This is a genomic window from uncultured Limosilactobacillus sp. (assembly GCF_934202705.1).
Classification (GTDB): Bacteria; Bacillota; Bacilli; order Lactobacillales; family Lactobacillaceae; genus Limosilactobacillus.
The window spans coordinates 55,452-77,012 of record NZ_CAKPYE010000004.1 but is presented as its reverse complement, the minus strand read 5'-3'; the positions used below and the strand labels follow the sequence as shown (position 1 = coordinate 77,012).

The following is a 21,561-nucleotide window of genomic DNA, read 5'->3' as shown; positions in this document are numbered from 1 at the left end:
CATTTCACGCCTTGATAACTCATGAGTTAATTACTCTCAATCGTTACCATCAATGATTATATAACTATCATAATTACAACACAATCAAGCATTCAACCAGCTATTAAGCTAATTAATTCTATATCTTGTATAGTCATATAATTGTAAACGTAAAAGGCGCTAGGTGGTTCCAGCACCTAACGCCCGATGGTCTACTCATTGTTTATGGTAAGCGCCTATTTAGGGCGCTTTTTTAGTACCCAAAAGCCAACAGAAACCAGCGTTATTACAACACTAAGAATTAAGCCGTTAGTCAGCAATTGACCAACGGCTTTTTAACTACGATTGTTCAGAAATTCCAACATTTTTTAACGGAAAATATACCAGCTCAAAAAGTCTCTATTATTGATCTAAAATGCGTTACATTCATCCACTTAATGCTGTTATACCAGTGATTATAAGTAACCAGGCATGCGCAATGATATGTAACTACTAATAGAAAAATAAACCGTATTTTTACAGGTTGTTTCATCGGAACAAATGCACTAGATAAATCACCACTAACACCAGCCATAAAATACCAACCCCATACGGTAGAAATTGACCGTTAAAGAATAGTAACATTACTAACCTCCTATGTTTTAACGACTACGAACATCCCTAATAATGTGCAATTTTGTGCATATTAATTTAACCAGATCACCGTTATATCAGCATTTCAGAATTGGACAAGGTACGGAACAGATTTATTTGTTCTTATTTTGTGACCTAATACCGATGTTCTTATAGGCGGTGGTTACTTTATTCTGATAGTAACCAGCATAAAAGCGATGATGTTTCTGATAGACAAAGCCTAGTAGTTGCATATTCTTTTTAAATTGGCGGTTATTTAACGGTTCTATTTCTCGCTGACTACAATAGTCTAAATAATGTTTATAGATCGTTGCGCACGGTGCATACAAACGACGATTTTTAACTACATTCGGAGCATAAACAAACTTAACTACGCTCTCATCCGCTTGGTCACGGTTTCTAATTCTGAAATAGTTATCTTTCTTGTGGTGGTTCATATCAAACCATTGTGCCAAGCTCCGATTACTAAATACATATTGTCCTTTATACCACCCCATGCGTTACCTCCAAACATAATTAAATCGCTAGTTAAATCGTTACTTAAACTACTATTTAAACCATTAATTAAACTGTTACTTAAACTAACCAGCCTAGTTCTTTTAACTATCTTTTGAACTGCGAGAAAATGAATTGAATAAGTACCCCTAATAGAAAACCAAATGCTAAATTATTAACCATGTTTGCGCTCATCGTTTCCACCTCACAAAATACAGAATTACCAATCCTATTATTAACAATACGAACTCAAACCACCAAAATAAAAAGCATAGCATTTTATCTCCTCCGTTGTATGTACAGTGTATATACAATGTATTATAATAAATTTAAAGGGAGGCTGATAATATGACGAAATCGCATAGCATCCGTGTTGATGATGAAACTTACAAAAGTTCTTTAAAGGTCTTTGATGATCTAGGTATGGACTTCTCAACTGGTATCAGAATTTATTTAAAGAAAGTCGTTAAAACTAACGGTATCCCGTTCGATGTTACCAATGAAAACGGTCTTGATCGTTCATTAGCTGAACTTAACAAGGGTGATTACAGGTCTTTCAATTCGGTTGATGATCTTTTCAATGACTTAAACGAGGACGACTAACTCATGATTATTAATCGAACTTCTGAATTTAAGCGTGATTATAAGCGTCTAAAACGCAAGCATTATGACATGGATAAACTTAAGCATGTCATTACTCTAATTGTTAATGGTGCTACGGATGAACTAATTCATAAGCATAAAGACCACCAGCTTAAAGGGAAATACAAATCACTGCGAGAATTACACGTTGACCGTTCATACAATGATAATTGGATCATGGTTTATCAAATTCGCAATAATGAAATAGACTTGCATATTCTCGACTTGCTTAAAACTGGTGACCATGACCACATTTTAAGATAATTTGCTAAGACCTTGCATAAGGTCTTTTTTTGTACCCTTTTCCGCCTAATGTTTATATCATTTTTCCATTGTTCGTTGATATAACAATCTTTTCAGTACATTAGCATTTGTCGGTGTAACCATGTTATAAACGGATGTCATGAACGCTTATACTCCACTATCTCGTAAACCATTACCACCAAAGCTACAATGATCAGCATTACTATGTTGGTACGCCAATAGGCTTGGTCTAGTGTGATATGAAAGACGTTAGCAATTAAGCGGTACAACATCCAATCATTAAAACTATTTAAAATTGTCATTTTATTACCTCTTTTTTTAGGGTGTCTGAAATGTCTGAATTCTTTTTAGGGTGTCACAAATGTCACCTTTTTATGATGCGACATTTCCGCCATTATTAACTGCTGACAAGCTCAAACATGATTACAGGGCAATGGGCTTTTTTGTTATGTTCTAATTCTCATTTTAAGGCTCTCTAATCAACTTTAGGGGTTGCATGATAATTTATATTAGTTCCCTGATACTCATTTCATAGCAAGGCAAAATTTAAGAATTAGCAGGATAAAACAATAGTGTTCTCTTCGGGCTATGAGTGAAAGGCATTCGCCCTTGTGTGAAACAATGACGTGAAACATCTCTGTTACTATCTCCGCTACTATCTCTGTTACTAACTCTGTTACTATTTGATGTTGTCAGTTGTAGCAATGCCATGCAACTATCTATCAGCTATATCCAGCTATCTAAACGGCTATGGTGTGCATTTTTTGCTTCGGGCAACTCCATTCGGCAAGGTTGTCCGATTGCGTAATATCAAGGCTCACGGATGTTATTAGTGATAATAGTGTAATTAGCAGTGTATCTAATGGTGTACCTAACTCTGTATCTAACGATGTACCTAGTAGTTTACAAGGTGGTTTACATGTTAGTTGTCATGTTGGTTTACAAGCTAGTTTACATAGACAAATACTGTCAGATAAGCAGTAAGGGGCGTTGATGATTGTTTCAACGTCCCTTACTCCACTATCTTCTCCACACTTTACTCCATGAAGTCCTCCACCATCTTCTCTACCTTTTACTCCACTAAATACCCCCATTAAAAATATTAAGTAGGTTAAAAGGCTGTTATAAAGGCTTTGCCCGATAACGGGTTACCCGTGAACGGTTTTTCAGTCAACGGCTCTGCGGTCATGATCATGAAATCATGACCTTATTTCTCGTTGTGACCAGTAGGGAACAACCTTATTTTTCGTCCCGTGACCTTATTTTAAAGTTATTATTGGTCGTACTAAATGACACCCCCCTGCTGTACAAAATGACACCCCTAGTTGTATGATTTGACACCCCTAGCTGTACAAAATGACACCCCCTACATTGAAAATTAAATGCCTCAGTAATCTTCGTTCAATTCGTTAAAAAATTCTGAAGCTTCTTTTTCAGATTGATAATCAAGGTTCAGCTCTAATGCTCTTTGGTGATCATCGTTTTCCAAATAGAATATATAATTTTTTTGGTACAATTGTTTTAGATTACGTATGACTGCTCTTTTACTTATATTCAGTGTCAAAGCTATATTTTGATTAGATAAGGCGCTTTGACGTTGACCATGTTTGAATACATCATCATATATCAGACCGCAAATTATCGCTTCACGGTAATTCAAAAGCCCCCGTTGAACATCATTCAATATCTGATAAGGCATCGCTAAATACGGTTTTTGGTTTCTCATCAAGGGAAAAAGTTGCCATGTTGTTTTTCCTCCAGAATGGTTATATTCAACGGTTACCCATCCTAAATTAGATAATTCCAGTATTTGTTTACTGATATAATCAACACCGCAATGCTGATACTGCGCTAGTGTCTTACGACTTGCGTTTATTATTTTAAATTTTCGATTAAGCGCCAATAATTTTGCATATAAAATCGTTGATGATGGTTTAACACTCTGAACCAACGCCAACGGTAGCTTAATTATGGGCGTTTTTAATTTAATTCTTTCTTCACTGCTCATAATTTGCTCACCATACCAATTAACTAAATTTTTAAATTCTGGTAATATGAATAAAGCGGGGTTCTAAACCCGCTCTAAATACATCTTTCTGGTTTAGGTGCATTATCTAGTATGATAATGTCATCTTCTCAAAGTCGTTCCCGCTTGCTCTTGTGGTTATTAGTCAGCGTGAACGGCTTTTTTATTGTCTTTAAATTGGTTGTAGTAGTTCTGTTTCAAGCGTTCCGCCCTTAACATCATCGAAAGACCAGAAGTGCGGATGTTGGTATATGTGCGGTTTAGCTCCTCTTCGGTGCTGATTAAGTAGTAGCCGTTGTCCATTCCAATTGGAAAACCTTCGTTAGTCAAATGGGCAATAATATTGCTAACAGCTCTTACATCGGTTCCTAAGGCATCCGCAACCCTGCTGCGTGATATGGGCTTCTCTGACCCATACGGCAACAGTTTTAATACTTGACGTTCGATGTCAGTTTCACCTTTGATGGCTTGTTGATCAATTGTCGGCATCGTAAACAGCGTTAGTTGATGTTCTGTCATTCATTAACCCCCTTTATTTCAATTCTCCAGTGACTTTTAAACCACCTTAGTATTTCTACAACATGAACTGTCAAAACGGCATAAGGGCTAAAATATGCCCAAATAATCGTGTTTAAAATTATCCAGAGTAATAAAGCGCCGTTCTTGGTCAGTTCTATATCCATACATAAATTTAAATCGTTTCGGATTTGTGTTCTCATCATGTCCACCCATTCAAATACATAACACTGCGCTGGTTAGCTATGGTTATTAATGACTGTGTTTCTGACTGCGTAACTTGACCCATTGCTCTAGGTCTGACTTAGTAAAACGATAGCTACCACCAATTACGGCAACAGGGAAGTCATCATATTCTTTGATCCACTTATCAAGGGTTGCCCGTCCACATCCTAAAAATTTAGATGCGGTCTTTTTGTCCATGATTGCGGGAAACGGATCAACTGGTTTATAAGTTTTCATGCGTTCCGTCAATGCGTCTTGTAAAGCACTATCGGGAATGGTGAATGTAAATTCCATATTTAATTACCTCACTTTCTAACTAGCCCCATCGTGTAAAAAACTCGTCAAGTGAAACCGTGATAATGGGGTGCGGTTTTGGTTCCAGTAACTTGTTAATGATCTTGATTGCTAAATCTATTGTGTGTTGATCGTAGCTATTCAGAAATGGGACTTTTGCCCCCCCCGATTGAAAAACATGTAGAACATGCTTTGCTTCGTTACGATCACTTTCTGTTAATGCAATATCTTTTACATCAATCACGATTAACACCGCCTTTACTTTTGAGAACCAACAATTACAAAATCATCTTTGGTGCGTCTTTCATTGAGGGCAATTTGTAAACCATCGTCCCATACCAAAACATGAGAATTATTAATTGATGGATCAACTTGTGCAAATAAATATCCCTCGCCTGCGTAACTGATCATTTCATTACCCGCAAGCGGTAGGATGCTCTTGCCGTCAGCTTGACGGTTAGCAAAAATCTTGTTTTGACCGTCTTTATTGTCCAGCAGTTCGGTTAATTCCAGCCCCTTTTTAGTAGCGGTATAAACCGCCTTTTCGCAATAAACTTGATCGCCTTGTGCCAAAATCACAATGTTTTGTGCGCTTTCCATGATTAAATACCTCCAAAATTTTTAAACAGCCTGACCAGCAGTTAATAACAAAATCCCCTTGACCTGGTCATAAGTTTTATTCAAGCCAATAAATCCGATCACAATATTTTCTAGTTGCTGGTATCTTGCTTGCTCAACAGTCGTTAAACCATCCATTGCATTCTTAACGTGTCTTGACGCCTTAAGCTGTTTAGCATTCATACCAGTTACTTGTTTCAGCAGTAAATCAGTAATGGTCTTATAGCTCCAATGATTGCCATGTTGCCATTGCTGAATTGCATCCGTAAGGGTGCGCCGTTGTGGAATACCAGCAACCCTATTTCTGACTTGCTCCAGCTTTTCATTCCTCATTTGAAAGAAAGCCCTGACCAGTCGTTTCTTAAACTCTCTGACCTGTTCGGTGTTATCAAGGTAGGTTATCAACAACGTTGCTTGCATTTCGTTAAGATGATAAGTCTTGCGAGGACGTCCCCGCCCGTTTAATTTAGTCATTTCAAATGACAAAATTCCATATTCTTCAAAATCGGCTTTGTGTTCGTAAATTAAATTCTTTACCGCATGAAGTGAGTTACCACTGTAATCAGAAATAATTTTATCGGTGGTATACGGCTCATCATTCACGGAACCAATGAAAACTAAATCGTGCATTCCATCACCTCCCTGGCATCCGACCAAAACGGATGCTTTTTATTTATCCTGAGTTGCAACTACTTGTTTCTCCAGCCAATTTTTGAACCGCTTATAAATATCACTTTGTAGTGCCATTGGTGCTGGTGAGTTAATAAGTTTTGTCATCGTTGGTTGAGAAACACCAATTTGAACAGCTAAATCATTACGGGTTAATCTGTGAAGTCCTTTAATGGTCAATAACTGCCGTTGGTCATCCTCTGAAAAAATATCCATAATTTCACCTCTTTTTTATACACTCAAGTGTACATTAGCTTAAATACATGAAAACATACACTTAAGTGTATGTCAATAACTTTTTTACACTCTGGTGTATATTTTCTTGCAAATTGTGATATTATTTTTTATGAGGTAAAACAAAATGATTAACAATAGAATTAGACAATTACGCCAAAATAAGGGCTTAACTTTGCAAGGTTTAAGTCAAGCCCTAAAAGAAAGAGGGGTTAAATTATCAGCTTCATCTTTGATTAAATATGAACGCAACGAAAGAACACCATCATTAGAAACGTGGGTTAATCTCGCCAAATTTTTTGATGTTCCTGTTGGCTACATTCAAGGAAAATCCATAAGCCCATATTTAATTGGTGCAAATGATAGTTTTGAACAAATAGCCCATGACTATGCACTTTTTGAAAATGTAGATGGTGAACTTAGTAATTTAACAAAATCAGAACAAGAAAAAATTTCAGACTCCATAGTTACTTTAAAAACATTAATAATTGCGCTTGTTGAAGATAACGAACTTCGTAAATCGCCCATTTATAAACAATATTTACTTAGTATTTGCGAATTGCTTCAATTCCTAGCCTTGCCGTTAATATCAGACAAAATCAAAAATGGCTCTGAAAGGGTTAAGAGTTTAAAAACATTTAATAAATCAATCAAAAGTATTTTTGAAGTGGTTCTTAATAGCGAAGTAGGTAATTTGTTTTTTGAAAAACCATCAAACCAGTCCAAAACGGATGATAAAGGCTATAAATCTAGTGAAAAGTAGCATTCCCTACGTCCAAACGTGATTGACGTTAAAAGCTATTGGGAGGTTTCAATTATGAAAAAAGATGGTTTAGGTTTAGAAAGATTGCTAATCTTTCTAGCTGGTTTGAATTTGATTTTGCGTCTAGTCCTCTATGTTCAAGAAAAGCGTGAAGCCAATGAAAAAGATTAGTTTAATATGCGCCGTTGCCCTTGCTGGCCTGTCTTTGACGGCTTGCGGTAGCAACTCCACCAAGAAAGCAAGTTCAAGCAGTAAAGTGTCTAGCTCAAAGGTGGTTAAGCACCATAAGAAAGCTAAGCGCTCCAAGAAAAAGGCTAGTTCTAGCAGTAGTTCATCCGCTGTAAGTGCGTCTAGTCAGCAGAACCAACAACAACAAACACAAGCAAGCAACGGGCAACAGCAAGCGTCACAAAATAACGGTCAATTACCGCCTGCTAGTGATTTAAGTGACTTTGTTAACCGCTACGGTGAGTCACCAGCAGCATACCTAATGGATCATAGCGGAATGTCACAACAACAAGCGTTAAATTCCGTTCCTGATACCATGAAATCCTCTGGTGAAATTCAATCCCAAAATCTTATGAATAACGGTCAATAACCATTTACTTGTTATTTTACTTTCTATGACGTTTTAACCATGTTTTGATTAATTGCCCATCTATTCTTTTAAAAGCTCTCACGGGTCAATTCTGACCCCATATCATTCAAACACATAACACTGCGCTGGTTAGCTGTGCGAAAAAAGGAATGATAGAAAATGAGTTATACAAAGAAAGTTAGTAAAGGATATTACGGTTACGCTACCTACTACGACAAGCACGGTAAGCGTCACGTCAAAAGTGCGGGGCTTTTCAAACTCAAACGAGAAGCCAAACAAGCTGGTTTTGATCTGGAAAAGAAACTAAATCAACTCAATAAAGAGTTAAAAGATATTTCCCTAGCTGATTACTTTAAACGCTGGTATGACCTTTACAAAAAGCAAAAGGCAACCAGTACATCCGCTAGAAACCAGTACCGCATTATGCGGAATGTTTTAACTGATTACTTTAAAGATACACGGTTGGCGGATGTTAAGCGTTCCGACTACCAAGCATTTATAAATTGGTATGGTGCTAATCATGCTTATAAAACCGTTAGCAAGTTAAATGGTGCGGTACGGTCAGCCGTTAGTTATGCGATTGATGATGATATTATTACTAAAGACTTTACGCATAACGTGGTTGTTACCTATAACCGCAACAAAAAGCTGAAGGTTGAGTATCTGACTAATGCGGAACTAGCAACCCTTAAAAATGCGGTTAGCAGTCATTTAAACCGCCTTAACACCAGCCGATACATGATCTTAACGGCAATTTTCACGGGAATGCGAAAAGCAGAAATTCAAGCTCTGACGTGGAAAGATATTGATTACTTGCATGGTACTATTACTATCAATAAATCATGGGACGAAAAGAAAAAGGCTTTTAAGCCTACCAAAACCACATCTAGCAACCGAACCATCAAGGTTAATCGTCAATTGCTGAAATGGTTATCAGACTTAAAAGCCAATAACAGCGTCATGGTATTCCAAAATGGTTTAGGTACCATCCCTACCAGTAACGCATTAAATAAGTGTCTACGGTCTATTATGAATGATGTTGGCATCCAAAAACAAGGGTTTCATTTTCACTCATTGCGCCATGTTCATGTTGCCTACCTACTCGGTAAGGGTGTAGATATTTACGCCATCAGCAAACGACTAGGGCACTCAAATATTACTGTTACACTTAACACTTATTCATATCTAATTGATGAATACAAAGCCAAAAATGATAATGTCATTATCGATAAATTGGCGGAGTTGGTTTAACTGCTACCAAACTGCTACCAAAACGGCTATAAACGTTGATATATCAAGGGGTTGTTGTCCCCGTGCGGGTGATTTTTTATGCTTTCAATTAGGTGTCAGACTTAGTTGAGGGCTTTTTCTTTACTCTTTTAAAATGGTAAAATTAATCCCAGAAAGAAGGAATGACCAATGACAACAATTCAAGACAATTGGTTGACTCTTGCCGACGGACAGAAGATGCCGCAACAAGGGTTTGGTGTTTATAAACTAACTGACCCAACCACTTTTACTCAAACCATTCAAAGCGCATATGAAGATGGTTACCGCCTTTTTGATACAGCCCAAATGTATGGTAATGAAGCCAACCTCGGTACTGCTCTGAAATCATTAAACGCCGACCGAGATGATTATTTTATTACCACCAAGGTTGCCGAAAGCAATCAGGGCTATCAAAGTGCAATTGATTCGGTTAAAGACTCCTTAAAAAAATTACAACTGGATTACGTCAACCTCCTGCTAGTTCACTGGCCAATTAATGGACCCTTCTTTGAAACCTGGCAGGCCTTTGAAGATATGAAAAAAGCCGGTTTAACTAAATCAATCGGAGTCAGCAATTATGGGATGATCCATCTCCAATATCTCGCCACACAAGAAACTGAAATGCCGGTGGTTGATCAGCTTGAATGTCACCCATGGCTCTCTGAAAAACCCATGGTTGACTTTAATAACCAACATCATATCGTGACTCAAGCATGGGCACCACTTGGTCGTGGGCGGATCTTTGAAGAACCAATTATTCAAGGGCTCGCACAGAAGTATGGTAAGACCCCTGCCCAAATCATCTTGCGCTGGCATCTGCAGAATGGCCTTTCATTTATTCCAAAATCTGCTCATGCTAGTCGGATCAAGGAAAATGCTGATATTTATGATTTCGCGTTGAGTGAGCAAGATGTGGCTCAAATGAATTCACTCAATAAAAATGTCCGGATCAGTCAAGAACCCGAACTGGTCTACGAATTCAATCAACAGTATCCTCACTAGAAATAAGTAATTCTTAAACCTCATAGGAAAGATTGACGCCCCACTCTGCGTGGGGTATTTTTATTAACACACTATTCGTTAGGATGTGATCCTATTAGATTTCATAACATACTCGTCACTCTAATTCTTTACCTTACCGCCTTTGGTGGAATCATGTGGCTTTACAACGATAATCAGCAATTTCAACGGCAGACCAATAATGGTATTACCTATTTAAAGGCTTCCGTTCAGGAACTGAGTAATGAATTAAATGGTAAAGGTAGTCAGAAAACTACCAACCAAAAAACTGCTCATCGAGAGTCAACCGTCAATAGTCAGACCGATCAAATTAATGGTCGTTGGACCAGTCGCTCCGCAACTATTTACATTAAGATGGGTAATCAAACACTCCAACAGGCGATGATCGATGCTGTTAATGCCTGGAATAATACCGGTTCCTTTAAGTTTAAGATTGTTCACGATCGGAAGCAGGCGGATTTGGTAGCCACCTCAGCTAATAATAGTAACGACCAAGCTGCAGGACTAGCTGAAATGAACCAAAATACAGTTTCTGGCTACTTTACCGATGGGCATATTTATCTTAATAAAGCCTACCTATTGAATCCTGAATATGGTTATAACCATGAACGAATTGTCAACACGGCCGAACACGAACTAGGTCATGCCATTGGTCTAAGTCACAATAATAGCCAGTCGGTTATGCAGCCGTCTGGATCATTCTTTACTATTCAGCCAACCGATATTCAAGCAGTCAAAAGAATTTATTCCCAAAAGCCGACTAAGCCTAAACAAACACATTGAAATTAAAGGGGACCATAATGGAAGTAATAATATCCCCCCATTATGATCCCTTTAAATATTAGTTATTGGTGCCATTGCATAATCATCAGAACGAGCAGAATTACCAACAACACTGCACAATAAGCGGTCGCCAACCACGCAATAATTTGTACAAATGGTAACGGCGCGGTAATCGTGATTATTTCTAAAACAACTGCTAAAACGCACCACACAACTAATCGCGACCTAACCCGTTCAATCACATGTTTCAAATTTCGATTCATTTCACTATCTCTTCAACTAACGTCGCTAAAACAGCTCCACAAATTGGACCAACCATTGGAACCCAAGCATACCACCATTGTCCACTGGTTTTATTTGGCACTGGTAAGACTGTATAGGCCAATCGCGGTCCCCAGTCTCGCGCTGGATTTAATGCAAAACCAGTCGTGGTGCCAAGTCCCGCACCAATTGCAAAAATTGAAAGACCAACAATCAATGGCTTGAGGCCTAACGTGAAATTTCCTAAATTAATCAGAACTAACATAAACATAAAGGTTGCAATCACTTCACTCAGTAAATTAGCCCATCCGGATTTAATCGCTGGGACGGTTGCAAATATCCCAACCGTGTTTTGAGTCTTTTCTGGTGTAACTTTAAAATGGACCCAAAACTGAATAATTACCAAAGTCGCACCTAAAAAAGCTCCAATTAGCTGCCCGAGAATGTATGGAACCACTTGAGCCAATGGGAAAGTATGATTAACCGCAAACGCGATGGTGACCGCTGGGTTTAAATGCCCCAGCGAGCCTAACGAACCAGCTGCATATACCCCCATTGTGACCGCCAATCCCCATGCAAAGGCCACATAAAACCAATCATTTTGTTGACTGCTAAAAGTTCGGTTTAAATTTAACCCGGCACCAACTCCACAGCCAATTGTGATTAAAATTAACGTGCCGACTAATTCACCAACAAATCCATGCCATATCATTATTGACACCGATTAACTTTCTAAATTCTTTAGGGCTAGTGCAAAATTACCAATTGTGGCCGAACTATTATTCTTAGCCAGTGGCATTGTAATGTAATCTTCAAGCGGGCCACAGTCAATGTACCCATTCATTAATTCAGCAAATTCAGCCCGCACCTTCTTCAAAAATTCTTCGCTAGTTACTCCGCCACCAAAGATAATCTTGTCAGGGCGCATCATTAAAGTAGTATTTAAGGCCGCTTGTGCTACATAATAGGCCATGATATCCCAAACATGATCGGTTTGTGGAACCGTCCGTCCACTCTTACCAAGGCGAGCCTCAAATGTTGGTCCAGAAACTAAGCCTTCTAAGCAATCACCATGAAATGGACAAATTCCTTTAAATTCTAAGTCATCTGGATGACGCTTCAAACGAATGTGGCCCATTTCAGGATGCCCCATTGTCCCAATAAATTTACCATTAACAACCGCACCGGCACCAACTCCTGTACCAATTGTGTAATAAACTAAAGACTCTAATCGTTGATTAAAAAGTGTGGAAAGTACATATTCACCATATGCGGAACCATTAACATCAGTTGTCCAGAATACTGGAATGTTAAGCGCCTTTCGCAAAGTTCCTACTACATCAGTATTACTCCAGCCCTTTTTGGGCGTATCCGTAATATAACCATACTTTGGCGAATTTCGCCGAATTTCGATTGGCCCGAAAGACGCCACTGATAATGATTGCAACTCAGGGAATTTCTTAAAGTAATCCACCGTTTTTTGCAAAGTTTCTTCTGGCGTTGTTGTTGGGAAAACCGTCATATCCTGAATCCGATAATCCTCATTTCCGACAGCACAAACAAATTTCGTGCCGCCACCTTCAATACTCCCTAATAACATTAATATCCACCTCATTTTTGAAATCGTTTTCAAAAATATTATCCCAGTTTTCCTGCTAATTGGCAAGCGTTTAACAAGAAAGATCCACAACTAATTAAACTCGTCGTGGATCTTTTATTAGCTAAAAATTATTGATTATCGGCCATTTCCTTACGCAGTTGATCGCCAATTTTTTCATAACCGGGCTTGCCTAATAATCCAAACATGTTCGTTTTGTATGCTTCCACACCTGGCTGATTAAATGGATTAATACCATTTAGGTAACCAGAAATTGCAATAGCAACTTCAAAAAAGTAAATCAAGTAACCAAGTGTGTATTCGTCTTCTTGGTCAATGTGAACCGTCATTACTGGCACACCACCTGTTGTATGAGCCGCAACAACCGCTTCGTATGCCTTAGTGTTAACCCAGTCCATATTCTTACCTTGCAAGTATTCCAAACCATCCAGGTTGCTCTTGGCTTCTGGAATCGTCATATCATGATTTGGTTGATCTAACTTAACTACCGTCTCCATCAAGAAACGCCGACCTTCTTGAATGTATTGGCCAAGCGAGTGGAGATCAGTCGTAAAGTTGGCGCTTGATGGATAAATTCCCTTTTGATCCTTACCTTCAGATTCACCAGCCAATTGCTTCCACCATTCTGCCAGCATCGTCATGTTTGGTTCATAGTTTTCCAGCAATTCAGTTTCGTAGCCCTTCCGGTAAAGGATGTTCCGATAGGCAGCATATTGATATGCTTCATTCTTTGTGAGGTCAGGATCATCATACGTATGTTCAGCATCCGCAGCCCCTTGCATCAACTTGTCAATGTCCGCACCAGAAGCTGCAATTGGCAACAGTCCAACCGCACTCAGAACAGAGTAACGACCACCAACACCGTCAGGAATGACAAAAGTTTCCCAACCAGCGTCGTCTGCTTCACTCTTTAGTGCCCCGCGCTTTTGATCAGTTGTCGCGTAGATCCGGTCGTTTGCACCTGCTTCACCGTATTTATCAATGAGCTTTTGCTTAAAAATCCGGAAAGCAATTGATGGTTCTGTCGTGGTTCCTGATTTAGAAATCACGTTTACTGAGAAGTCACGATCACCGATTAATTGAATCATGTCATAAACGTATGATGAGCTGAGCGAGTTTCCGGCGAAAAGAACTAATGGCGCCTTCCGATCAGCAGCTGCTTGAGCTTGATAAAAACTGTTGTGCAAGAAGTCGATCGCCATCCGTGCACCAAGGTAGGAACCACCGATCCCGATCACAACTAACACATCAGAGTCATCCTTAATCTTGGCAGCAGCCTTCTTAATCCGCTCAAATTCTTTTCGGTCGTAGTCGCTTGGTAAATGCAGCCAATCACGAAAATCAGCACCAGCACCAGTTCCTTGCCGTAATTCATCATTTGCGGCATTGACCATTGCTTGCATCTCACCCAGTTCATTCGGGTGAACAAACTTCTTTAAAGCACTACTATCAAATGAAACATGCGCCATTTGTCTAACCTCTTTCTTAATCAAACATATTAAACTTACAATTCAAATCATATCTGTTTATGAACCCCTTTTCAATATAAACTACCAAAAAATGTCAATTATTAACCTTTTCTTTTAGTAACCGTACGTTTCTTAATAATGTAGTTCATGATATACTGATAAGCACAAAATTAAAATATGAGGATAACAAGATGATCTTAAAAATTATTTTAGGACTAGTGTTTGTCTGTATCCTCTGGCTGGCATTTGAAATTATTGTTCATGCTAGACATGATTCAGACAGCCGTCCACTGAAATTTAATTTAGTTGGTTTCCTAATAGGTTTGGTAACCGACTTTGGTGATACGTTAGGAATTGGTAATTTTGGTACTACTACCACTCTCTACCGGTTTACAAATTATGTCCCTGACGAACGAGAATTACCCGGAACCCTTAATGCTATTCAAGCGATCCCAACAATGACGGAATCTTTCTTCTTTTTAACCGCCGTCCCAGTTGAACTAACTACTTTAATTCCCATGGTGATTGCCGCAGTAGTTGGTGCCTATTCAGGTAGTCGGATTGTGGTACGTTGGGAAACAGCAATGATCCAAAAAGTGATGGCCATTGCTTTAACTATTACTTCACTTCTGATGTTAGCCAATAAAATGGGCTGGATTGCCTTAATTGCTACTGATAATAGTGCCTATGGCCTTCATGGCTGGCTGTTATTCATCGGAATTATTGGCAACTTTATTTTGGGTGTCTTGATGACCGCTGGGGTTGGACTATATGCACCATGTATGGTGTTAGTTTACCTACTAGGAATGAAGCCCATTGCTGCCTTCCCAATCATGATGCTCTCTTGTGCCCTCTTAATGCCTGTTGCTAGTTACAATTTTATTCGTGAAGAGCGGGTCTCTTATCGTGGCGTTTTCGGCTTCTTAATTGGAGGGATCCTGGGCGTCTATGTTGCAGCTACCTTCGTGAAGAGTTTACCAATGAAAGTCTTAACCTGGTTGATCGTGCTGGTATGTCTTTGGACAGCACTACAGCTTTATCGATCATCCATTACCAATAAAAAACAATATTAAAAAAATCGTGGATTGGTTCTAATTAAAGCAATCCACGATTTTTATTATGCAAAGACAGTTAGGACTGCGCCCACTACCACAAAGCATAAACCAATAATGGTATAGCGCATTTCAAATGGTGATTTGGTTTCCTTTAAGAAATAAATCCCACCAAGTGTTGAAATTAAGACATTCATTTGACTGAAAATAAAGGCAACGGTGATACCGATCGCACGGGCACCAAAAATATAGCTTAGTCCAGCTACACCCCAAAGTAATCCGGAAAGAATATTAGCATATTGCCCCCGTTGTTTAAAAACTTTTGGCCCCTCAGTAACTAATTGATAAATCGTGACGCCCAACAAAATCCCAATTGTTTCTGGTAAATAAATTGCAATTGAATTTGTATGGGCAAGGATTGGGAAACGTGGAAACGCAGAATAAATAATATAACCGATGGTAGTTAATAGCAAGAACATGATATCCCGTATTGCAACCGACTTGCCGGCTGAACGGTCAGTAATGGATGTCAGCATCGCACCAATGACAACTAGTCCCAAAGCGATAAATCCAATTACCACCTGCTTTGTTCCTGTCCATTCGTGAAAAATACAGACCCCAACCAGCGTGTTACCAACTAACTGGAAAGCAGTGGAAAGCGGCATCGTGTTGGAAACACCAATTTTTTTCATCGAAGCAAATTGACCAAACTGTCCTAAGGACCAACATGCCCCTGAAACAACCGCCACCACAAATGGTACTAGGTCAATGGATGGGCGAATCAACAGCATACTAATAATTGAGACAGTCAGTGCGCCCAAGCCGATTCCAAACACTTGATTACTGGAAGAACCACCAACCTTCGTTGAAATTAGTGGCATAATCCCCCAACATACTGCTGGGATTAAAGCGATTAAATAACCCATTGAGTTTTCAACTCCCTCTCTTAAAATCAATAACTTTAACAGAATACAATGAAAGCGCTCAATTGACAAGCGCTTTCATAAAATTTCTATGAATTTGATTGACCATCAGAGCGGTCTGGGAAGAAGACGATAAAGGTTGTCCCGTGATTAACTTTACTCTTAACTGTAATTTTACCGTGATGTGAATGTACCAGTTGTCGAACGAGTGACAAACCAATTCCGGACTCACCATATTTAGTATTCATCCGTGAACGATCTGCCTTATAGAAACGCTCCCAAATATTCTTTAGTTGTTCCTCAGTCATTCCAATTCCGGTATCCTGAATTGTAAATTGAGCTCCTTTCGGCAAGCGTTCTCCAATCACAGTAATTTGCCCATGCTTAGTAAATTGGATCGCATTTTGAATAATGTTAAACATAATTTGAATAAAGCGATCATAATCAGCATACGTTCGCAATGGGTGTGGTACCTGAATAGTAATTTGATCATCCTGGTCCTTGAGGTTTGGTTCCAGTTGATCTTTCAAATTAGTTAGCACTTCACTAGCATCAAAAATTTGTCGATCCATTTTGATTTGATTAGTACGGATTTTTTCGTAATTTAAGTTGTCATTAACCAACCGTATCAGTCGCTTCGTATCCTTTTGCATTAACTCCAAACTATGTTTACGGTCTTCTTCTGGAATTGCATCATAAATCAACCCTTCCAGCAATCCATTAATTGTCGTTAAAGGAGTGCGCATTTCGTGCGCCGCATCCGCTAAAAATGTCTTGCGCCGCTCTTCTTGTTCCTTAATTTCTTCCTGTGAAGCCTGCAACGAATCGGCCATTTGATTAAAGTTTTCACTCAATTCAGCTAATTCATCTTTTCCCTTGCTGGAAAGGTGGACATCGTAATTACCGCTCGCAATTTGGTTAGTGGCTGTTTTCATTTTGTCAATCCGTTTCGTCAACGAACGAGCGAGAACGTAGCTAATCAAAAGTGCTACCACTAACGCAATAATAAAATCAATTAGCATCCGATGGGCAATTTGCGAATAGATTTGACCAGCTGTAGACGAAAAGGTACTAATGTTAACCACGGCTACTAGTTTATGGTTGAAAAAGTAAGGTTTCATCATCCCAATCATTTGGGGAACTGGCGCATTTTGATGCTTCTTTTGCAGATTTTTCTCATCAGGATATGCGATCCGTTTTTTAATAATTTCGCCCTTCCGCAACTTCTGCAAATCTTGTTTACTGATCCGCGTGGTATACCCTTGACTATTATCATACCGTGTCTTTCCCTTCGCATCGAGAACTGCAAAATAGACATTTTGCCGAGAAAGTAACTTTGACTTCGAGTTAATCGCCTGTTGTTGAAAGCCAACAATTTGGTTGGTCTTCCGGTTAATAATGACCTCATCATCTTGAATTAAACTGTCAGCATACTGGCTTAACTGGTACCAGGTTTGATGATACATTGTTCGATTAGCAACACTAACAAATGAAATCATTAAAATCGTACAAAGGACAACAACCACCGTTGTGAATCCCAGCACTTGGCGTCCCATTAACTTCATGTTCTTTAGACCTCACTATCATCAAACTTATAGCCGACTCCCCAGACAGTTTGAATTACCTTAGGACCGACCTGTTCAATTTTCTGACGAAGTTTTTTGATATGTGCATCCACGGTGCGTTCATCACCATAATACTCATAGTTCCAAACTAATTGTAATAATTGCTCACGACTAAAGACCTGCTTAGGTTTAGCCGCCAGTGTCTTTAATAAATCGAATTCTTTGGGCGTGAGATCCTTAATGGGTTGATCATTCAAAAATGCTTCACGAGTTTTTGTATTCAATTTAAAATGGTCCGTTTGAATATCAAAATTCGTTTCTTCTGATGTCCTGCTAGAGTTATTCACCATTGAAATACGCCGATGCAATGCTTTAATCCGTGCAATTAAGGCCAGTGGACTAAATGGTTTCGTAACATACTCATCCGCACCCATCTCCAAGCCTAAGACTTGATCACTTTCTGAATCTCGTGCCGTCAGCATAATAATCGGTACTACCGGTGAAATCCGCCGAATATCAGTAGCCACCTGCATACCATCTTTTTTTGGCAAGTTCAAATCTAGTAAAACAAGGTCCCACTGTTCAGGCTTTTGTTGAAACGTCTCCACAGCGGTTTCCCCATCGTAAACAAACTCCGCGATCCATTTTTCCTTTTTGAAAAACATGGCCATCATTTCACAAACCGAGCGATTATCTTCCACCATTAAAATGTTCATGATTACACTCCTTTTTTCATTACTACTACATTATAATTAATTCCTCTCAAAGTCTATGAACTTTCCTTGAAGTTTTTGAAATTACTTTGCATTATTGATATAATAGTAACGATATCTATTGGGGACGTTTTTGGATTCGACGGGTATAGGTTGAATCTTAATTGCACTTCGAAGGTTGCGTCTTCGTAAAAACGCTCAGTTTTTAAATTATAACTGCAAACAATAATTCAAACGCTTACGCATACGCTGCCTAGTCGGTAAGCATGCGTAAATCCGGCCGGGCTCGTCCACGGTGCGTTACCGGGTTTTATATGGAGTGGACTGACGTTACTAATTTCCGTTTGTAATTAGTAAAAGAGTTTCATCAAACTAGTTAATTATGGGAGCCTTGATTAACGGCGTTTTAATTAGCGAATTTGAAATTGTTAATCTATGAGTGTAGAGATTAGGATGGCAATATGCTCGGACGCGGGTTCGATCCCCGCCGTCTCCATAAATAAAAAGAGGGGCTGAGATTAAATTCTCAGTCCCTCTTTTTATAAATATCTGCTAGCTTCTCGAATCGCCAATGGAGTTAACCCCGCATGATGAGTTTTGATAAATTGGCGAACCCACCCTGGATTCGTTTTAGAATAGTCCCGCAAAGCCCAACCAATCGCTTTGTTAATAAAAAATTCCCGACGACCCAAATTATTTTCAATGATTTCTGCTAATAAATTAATGTTGGTTTTGTCTCTCCGTAATAGTTGGTACTCAATCGCTACCCGACGAATCCACTGATCCGGATCCATTGACCAACGTAGCATGATCGCGTTAACCGCATGATCACGTAATCCTAACTGACCAATTGGTTTCATCAACTTATCAATTGTGTCCCACCACTGTTTTGTACGCAGATATTGTTCAATTTTTGGCAAATCTTCAATTGTAATTAAATTTTCAACCTGAATTAAGTAATCGCAAACAAAGTATTGCATTTCACGATGTGGATCATGCCACGCCTGATCTAATAGTTGCCAATTAATTGAATTACTATGTTTAGCACGTAATAAATCCTGGTGATACAGCTGTTTTCTTTTAATACTCTGATAGCCATAAAACAAAAATTGGTCCCGCATATAAGAAGACATTTGTTGGGCTAAAGCTAAATTGGCGTTTTTATCAAACCGTTCCTTTAATTCTTTAAATTTCACAATCAATTCTCCAATTTTCTCTTTTCTCTGTATTTAATTATGATAATGATCACTAAACTCGTCAACTAAATCCCATTGTTTAAAATCGATGATGCTATAATTAAATTGATTCAATTATTAACTGTCAATTGAAAGGAGCTCTTAATCATGACGGTCAATCCATTAGTCGCCCAAGATGTCTGGAAAGACGCTGGTAGTAACGTGCTTTTTACAACGTTTGAGCTTAATCGCCAAAACCAAGTTACAGAGCAGGAAGCCATTCAAGAATTTGTAGATCGCTATCAAGCAATTATCCGGTCAATGAGGATTCGTGCTGATAAAGCCAACGTCCGTGCTGCACTGGGCTTTAGCAACGATGCTTGGGAATACCTTTTCCCGAACGCTCCAAAACCAAAAGAGCTTGAAACCTATCAAACTCTGACTGGCCCTAAATATTCAATGCCATCCAGTAAAGGCGATATTTTCATTCATCTCCGCGCTAACGAAGGTGCAGTTTTATACGAAATGATGAGTCAAATGCGTCTATTTTTAAAGGACTTTACAACAGTCGTTGACGAAACTAAAGGCTTCCGTTACTTTGAAGGACGAGCAATTATCGGTTTTATTGACGGAACCGAAAACCCGCAACTTGAAGATGCAGCCAATTATGCCATTATCGGAGATGAAGACCCATTCTTTGAAAACGGCTCTTACGCCTTTGCTCAAAAGTGGCGTCACAATATGGATATTTGGAATCATTTAACAACTGAAACTCAAGAAAAAGCTGTCGGCCGTAAAAAGTTCTCCGACCTTGAATTAACAGATGCCGAAAAATTCAAGAATGCTCATAATGTTGCCTCCCAGGCAACAATTAACGGTGTGGAACAAAAAATCGTGCGTATGAACGTTCCATATTCAGATCCTGCCACCGATAATACCGGAACTTTCTTTATTGGTTACTCTCGGTACTGGAAAGTCACAAAGACCATGCTGCAAAATATGCTGGATCAGAACGATTATCTATTGTCTTTTTCAGATATTTTATCTGGTCAACTTTTCTTTATTCCTTCCCGTCCACTATTAGATCAAATTTCAGAAGGCGAATTAAATTAGCCTTCATTGAATACGTTAAAAGCGGGCTCTCCTTCGAGTCCGCTTTTTTAGTTATGGTAAATCTTCTTTGACAATCATTTCCGCATATTCTTTACTGGATTTTTGCAAATCATCCAATTCATAAATCGTAAAGGGAGTACAATACTTCATCTCGAGGTGAATACTCAGCACCTGAAAAGGCTTGAGTAACTGTAGCAGTGTTGTTCGATATTTGCCACTTTCTGTGAAATCATATGATGGCTCGGAATAAGCCACGGCTAATAACATTTCCTTACCTGCTAAAACTCCTTCACCGTTACTTCCAGAATGAAGCCAATAATCATCCAGTACCGTCTCTTTCCACCGCTGAAATAATGTTGGCGCATCATACCATTTTAGTGGAAATTGAAAGACAATCCGATCAGCAACTTCTAAAACATGGCGCTCTTCTTGAACATTAATTGGTTGATTTCGGTAAAGGGCATACATATCACGCACGGTAACGTTCCGCTTCTGCTGAGCGGCTTCGATCAATCGCTTATTCACCAATGAATGCTCCATATCTGGATGAAATAATAAGACTACTGTTTTCAAAAGGACACCCCCACAACGCTCAGTTACTTTAAAATTATCATACCATAAATTTAAAAAACGGGAATCAATTG

At 38.9% G+C, this 21,561-nt stretch carries 26 protein-coding genes and 1 other RNA gene; 10 read left to right on the top strand and 17 right to left on the bottom strand.

The window, feature by feature from the left end:
* Nucleotides 1-725: 725 nt before the first annotated feature.
* Complete coding sequence (locus tag Q0C76_RS03445; protein ID WP_295729731.1) at nt 726-1,109, bottom strand: hypothetical protein; 384 nt, start codon at nt 1,107-1,109, stop codon at nt 726-728.
* 346 nt (nt 1,110-1,455) lie between these two features.
* Between Q0C76_RS03445 and Q0C76_RS03440 the strand changes: the two genes are divergently transcribed.
* Nucleotides 1,456-1,710, top strand: coding sequence for a type II toxin-antitoxin system RelB/DinJ family antitoxin (locus Q0C76_RS03440; protein WP_295729730.1), 255 nt, complete (start codon nt 1,456-1,458; stop codon nt 1,708-1,710).
* A gap of 3 nt (nt 1,711-1,713) precedes the next feature.
* Complete coding sequence (locus tag Q0C76_RS03435; RefSeq protein ID WP_295729727.1) at nt 1,714-2,013, top strand: type II toxin-antitoxin system YafQ family toxin; 300 nt, start codon at nt 1,714-1,716, stop codon at nt 2,011-2,013.
* 1,387 nt (nt 2,014-3,400) lie between these two features.
* Here the strand turns inward: Q0C76_RS03435 and Q0C76_RS03430 are convergent.
* The 7 genes from Q0C76_RS03430 to Q0C76_RS03400 form a co-directional block, all read right to left on the bottom strand.
* Nucleotides 3,401-4,021 (bottom strand): hypothetical protein, encoded by a 621-nt coding sequence (locus tag Q0C76_RS03430; RefSeq protein WP_295729724.1) that lies wholly within the window; start codon nt 4,019-4,021, stop codon nt 3,401-3,403.
* A gap of 159 nt (nt 4,022-4,180) precedes the next feature.
* A complete protein-coding gene (locus Q0C76_RS03425) occupies nt 4,181-4,558 on the bottom strand; it encodes a hypothetical protein (RefSeq protein ID WP_295729722.1) in 378 nt (125 codons plus the stop codon).
* A 249-nt stretch (nt 4,559-4,807) separates the two neighbouring features.
* Entirely contained in the window at nt 4,808-5,074 is a 267-nt protein-coding gene (locus tag Q0C76_RS03420; RefSeq protein WP_295729719.1) for an AlpA family transcriptional regulator, read from the bottom strand.
* 22 nt (nt 5,075-5,096) lie between these two features.
* Nucleotides 5,097-5,318 carry a hypothetical protein gene (locus Q0C76_RS03415; RefSeq protein ID WP_295729717.1) on the bottom strand — a complete coding sequence of 74 codons (222 nt, stop codon included), beginning with the start codon at nt 5,316-5,318 and terminating at the stop codon, nt 5,097-5,099.
* A 14-nt stretch (nt 5,319-5,332) separates the two neighbouring features.
* Nucleotides 5,333-5,674 (bottom strand): hypothetical protein, encoded by a 342-nt coding sequence (locus Q0C76_RS03410; protein WP_295729716.1) that lies wholly within the window; start codon nt 5,672-5,674, stop codon nt 5,333-5,335.
* Nucleotides 5,675-5,695: 21 nt separating this feature from the next.
* Nucleotides 5,696-6,322, bottom strand: coding sequence for a Rha family transcriptional regulator (locus Q0C76_RS03405; protein WP_295729713.1), 627 nt, complete (start codon nt 6,320-6,322; stop codon nt 5,696-5,698).
* A 39-nt stretch (nt 6,323-6,361) separates the two neighbouring features.
* Complete coding sequence (locus tag Q0C76_RS03400; RefSeq protein ID WP_295729711.1) at nt 6,362-6,577, bottom strand: hypothetical protein; 216 nt, start codon at nt 6,575-6,577, stop codon at nt 6,362-6,364.
* Between the two features lie 145 nt (nt 6,578-6,722).
* On the opposite strand from Q0C76_RS03400, the gene Q0C76_RS03395 reads away from it, so the two are divergent.
* The 5 genes from Q0C76_RS03395 to Q0C76_RS03375 all read left to right on the top strand — a co-directional run bounded on the left by Q0C76_RS03395 (nt 6,723) and on the right by Q0C76_RS03375 (nt 11,028).
* Nucleotides 6,723-7,358, top strand: a complete 636-nt coding sequence (locus Q0C76_RS03395) for a helix-turn-helix domain-containing protein (RefSeq protein WP_295729708.1) — start codon at nt 6,723-6,725, stop codon at nt 7,356-7,358.
* A gap of 157 nt (nt 7,359-7,515) precedes the next feature.
* A complete protein-coding gene (locus Q0C76_RS03390) occupies nt 7,516-7,956 on the top strand; it encodes a hypothetical protein (protein WP_295729706.1) in 441 nt (146 codons plus the stop codon).
* A gap of 159 nt (nt 7,957-8,115) precedes the next feature.
* Nucleotides 8,116-9,207 (top strand): site-specific integrase, encoded by a 1,092-nt coding sequence (locus Q0C76_RS03385; protein ID WP_295729704.1) that lies wholly within the window; start codon nt 8,116-8,118, stop codon nt 9,205-9,207.
* 168 nt (nt 9,208-9,375) lie between these two features.
* A complete protein-coding gene (locus Q0C76_RS03380) occupies nt 9,376-10,227 on the top strand; it encodes an aldo/keto reductase (protein ID WP_295729701.1) in 852 nt (283 codons plus the stop codon).
* A gap of 153 nt (nt 10,228-10,380) precedes the next feature.
* Nucleotides 10,381-11,028: a matrixin family metalloprotease gene (locus Q0C76_RS03375; protein ID WP_295729699.1), complete on the top strand. Its 648-nt coding sequence runs from the start codon at nt 10,381-10,383 to the stop codon at nt 11,026-11,028.
* Between the two features lie 62 nt (nt 11,029-11,090).
* Here the strand turns inward: Q0C76_RS03375 and Q0C76_RS03370 are convergent, their stop codons facing one another.
* The 4 genes from Q0C76_RS03370 to Q0C76_RS03355 form a co-directional block, all read right to left on the bottom strand.
* Nucleotides 11,091-11,291, bottom strand: coding sequence for a hypothetical protein (locus tag Q0C76_RS03370; protein WP_295729697.1), 201 nt, complete (start codon nt 11,289-11,291; stop codon nt 11,091-11,093).
* Complete coding sequence (locus tag Q0C76_RS03365; RefSeq protein WP_295729994.1) at nt 11,288-12,001, bottom strand: MIP/aquaporin family protein; 714 nt, start codon at nt 11,999-12,001, stop codon at nt 11,288-11,290. The genes Q0C76_RS03370 and Q0C76_RS03365 overlap by 4 nt, the downstream gene beginning before the upstream one ends.
* A 12-nt stretch (nt 12,002-12,013) precedes the next feature.
* Nucleotides 12,014-12,889, bottom strand: coding sequence for a fructokinase ScrK (gene scrK / locus Q0C76_RS03360; protein WP_295729696.1), 876 nt, complete (start codon nt 12,887-12,889; stop codon nt 12,014-12,016).
* A gap of 128 nt (nt 12,890-13,017) precedes the next feature.
* Complete coding sequence (locus Q0C76_RS03355) at nt 13,018-14,376, bottom strand: glucose-6-phosphate isomerase (protein WP_295729693.1); 1,359 nt, start codon at nt 14,374-14,376, stop codon at nt 13,018-13,020.
* Between the two features lie 191 nt (nt 14,377-14,567).
* Here Q0C76_RS03355 and Q0C76_RS03350 point away from each other — a divergent pair, with 191 nt between their 5' ends.
* The gene (locus Q0C76_RS03350) at nt 14,568-15,449 is read left to right on the top strand and encodes a sulfite exporter TauE/SafE family protein (protein WP_295729690.1); all 882 of its coding nucleotides are present in this window, start codon (nt 14,568-14,570) and stop codon (nt 15,447-15,449) included.
* Nucleotides 15,450-15,493: 44 nt separating this feature from the next.
* On the opposite strand, the gene Q0C76_RS03345 is transcribed toward Q0C76_RS03350, so the two are convergent.
* The 3 genes from Q0C76_RS03345 to Q0C76_RS03335 all read right to left on the bottom strand — a co-directional run bounded on the left by Q0C76_RS03345 (nt 15,494) and on the right by Q0C76_RS03335 (nt 18,632).
* Nucleotides 15,494-16,354, bottom strand: coding sequence for a GRP family sugar transporter (locus tag Q0C76_RS03345; protein WP_295729688.1), 861 nt, complete (start codon nt 16,352-16,354; stop codon nt 15,494-15,496).
* An 86-nt stretch (nt 16,355-16,440) separates the two neighbouring features.
* Entirely contained in the window at nt 16,441-17,916 is a 1,476-nt protein-coding gene (locus Q0C76_RS03340) for a HAMP domain-containing sensor histidine kinase (RefSeq protein WP_295729685.1), read from the bottom strand.
* A 5-nt stretch (nt 17,917-17,921) separates the two neighbouring features.
* Nucleotides 17,922-18,632: a response regulator transcription factor gene (locus Q0C76_RS03335; protein ID WP_295729683.1), complete on the bottom strand. Its 711-nt coding sequence runs from the start codon at nt 18,630-18,632 to the stop codon at nt 17,922-17,924.
* Nucleotides 18,633-18,752: 120 nt separating this feature from the next.
* Here Q0C76_RS03335 and ssrA point away from each other — a divergent pair.
* Nucleotides 18,753-19,128, top strand: a transfer-messenger RNA (tmRNA) gene (gene ssrA / locus Q0C76_RS03330).
* Between the two features lie 40 nt (nt 19,129-19,168).
* Here the strand turns inward: ssrA and Q0C76_RS03325 are convergent.
* The gene (locus tag Q0C76_RS03325) at nt 19,169-19,825 is read right to left on the bottom strand and encodes a DNA alkylation repair protein (protein WP_295729680.1); all 657 of its coding nucleotides are present in this window, start codon (nt 19,823-19,825) and stop codon (nt 19,169-19,171) included.
* A gap of 147 nt (nt 19,826-19,972) precedes the next feature.
* Here Q0C76_RS03325 and Q0C76_RS03320 point away from each other — a divergent pair, with 147 nt between their 5' ends.
* On the top strand, nt 19,973-20,917 hold the full coding sequence (locus Q0C76_RS03320) for a Dyp-type peroxidase (RefSeq protein ID WP_295729677.1): 945 nt from the start codon (nt 19,973-19,975) through the stop codon (nt 20,915-20,917).
* 51 nt (nt 20,918-20,968) lie between these two features.
* Here the strand turns inward: Q0C76_RS03320 and Q0C76_RS03315 are convergent, their stop codons facing one another.
* Nucleotides 20,969-21,490: an NAD(P)H-dependent oxidoreductase gene (locus Q0C76_RS03315; RefSeq protein WP_295729675.1), complete on the bottom strand. Its 522-nt coding sequence runs from the start codon at nt 21,488-21,490 to the stop codon at nt 20,969-20,971.
* Nucleotides 21,491-21,561: the final 71 nt, after the last annotated feature.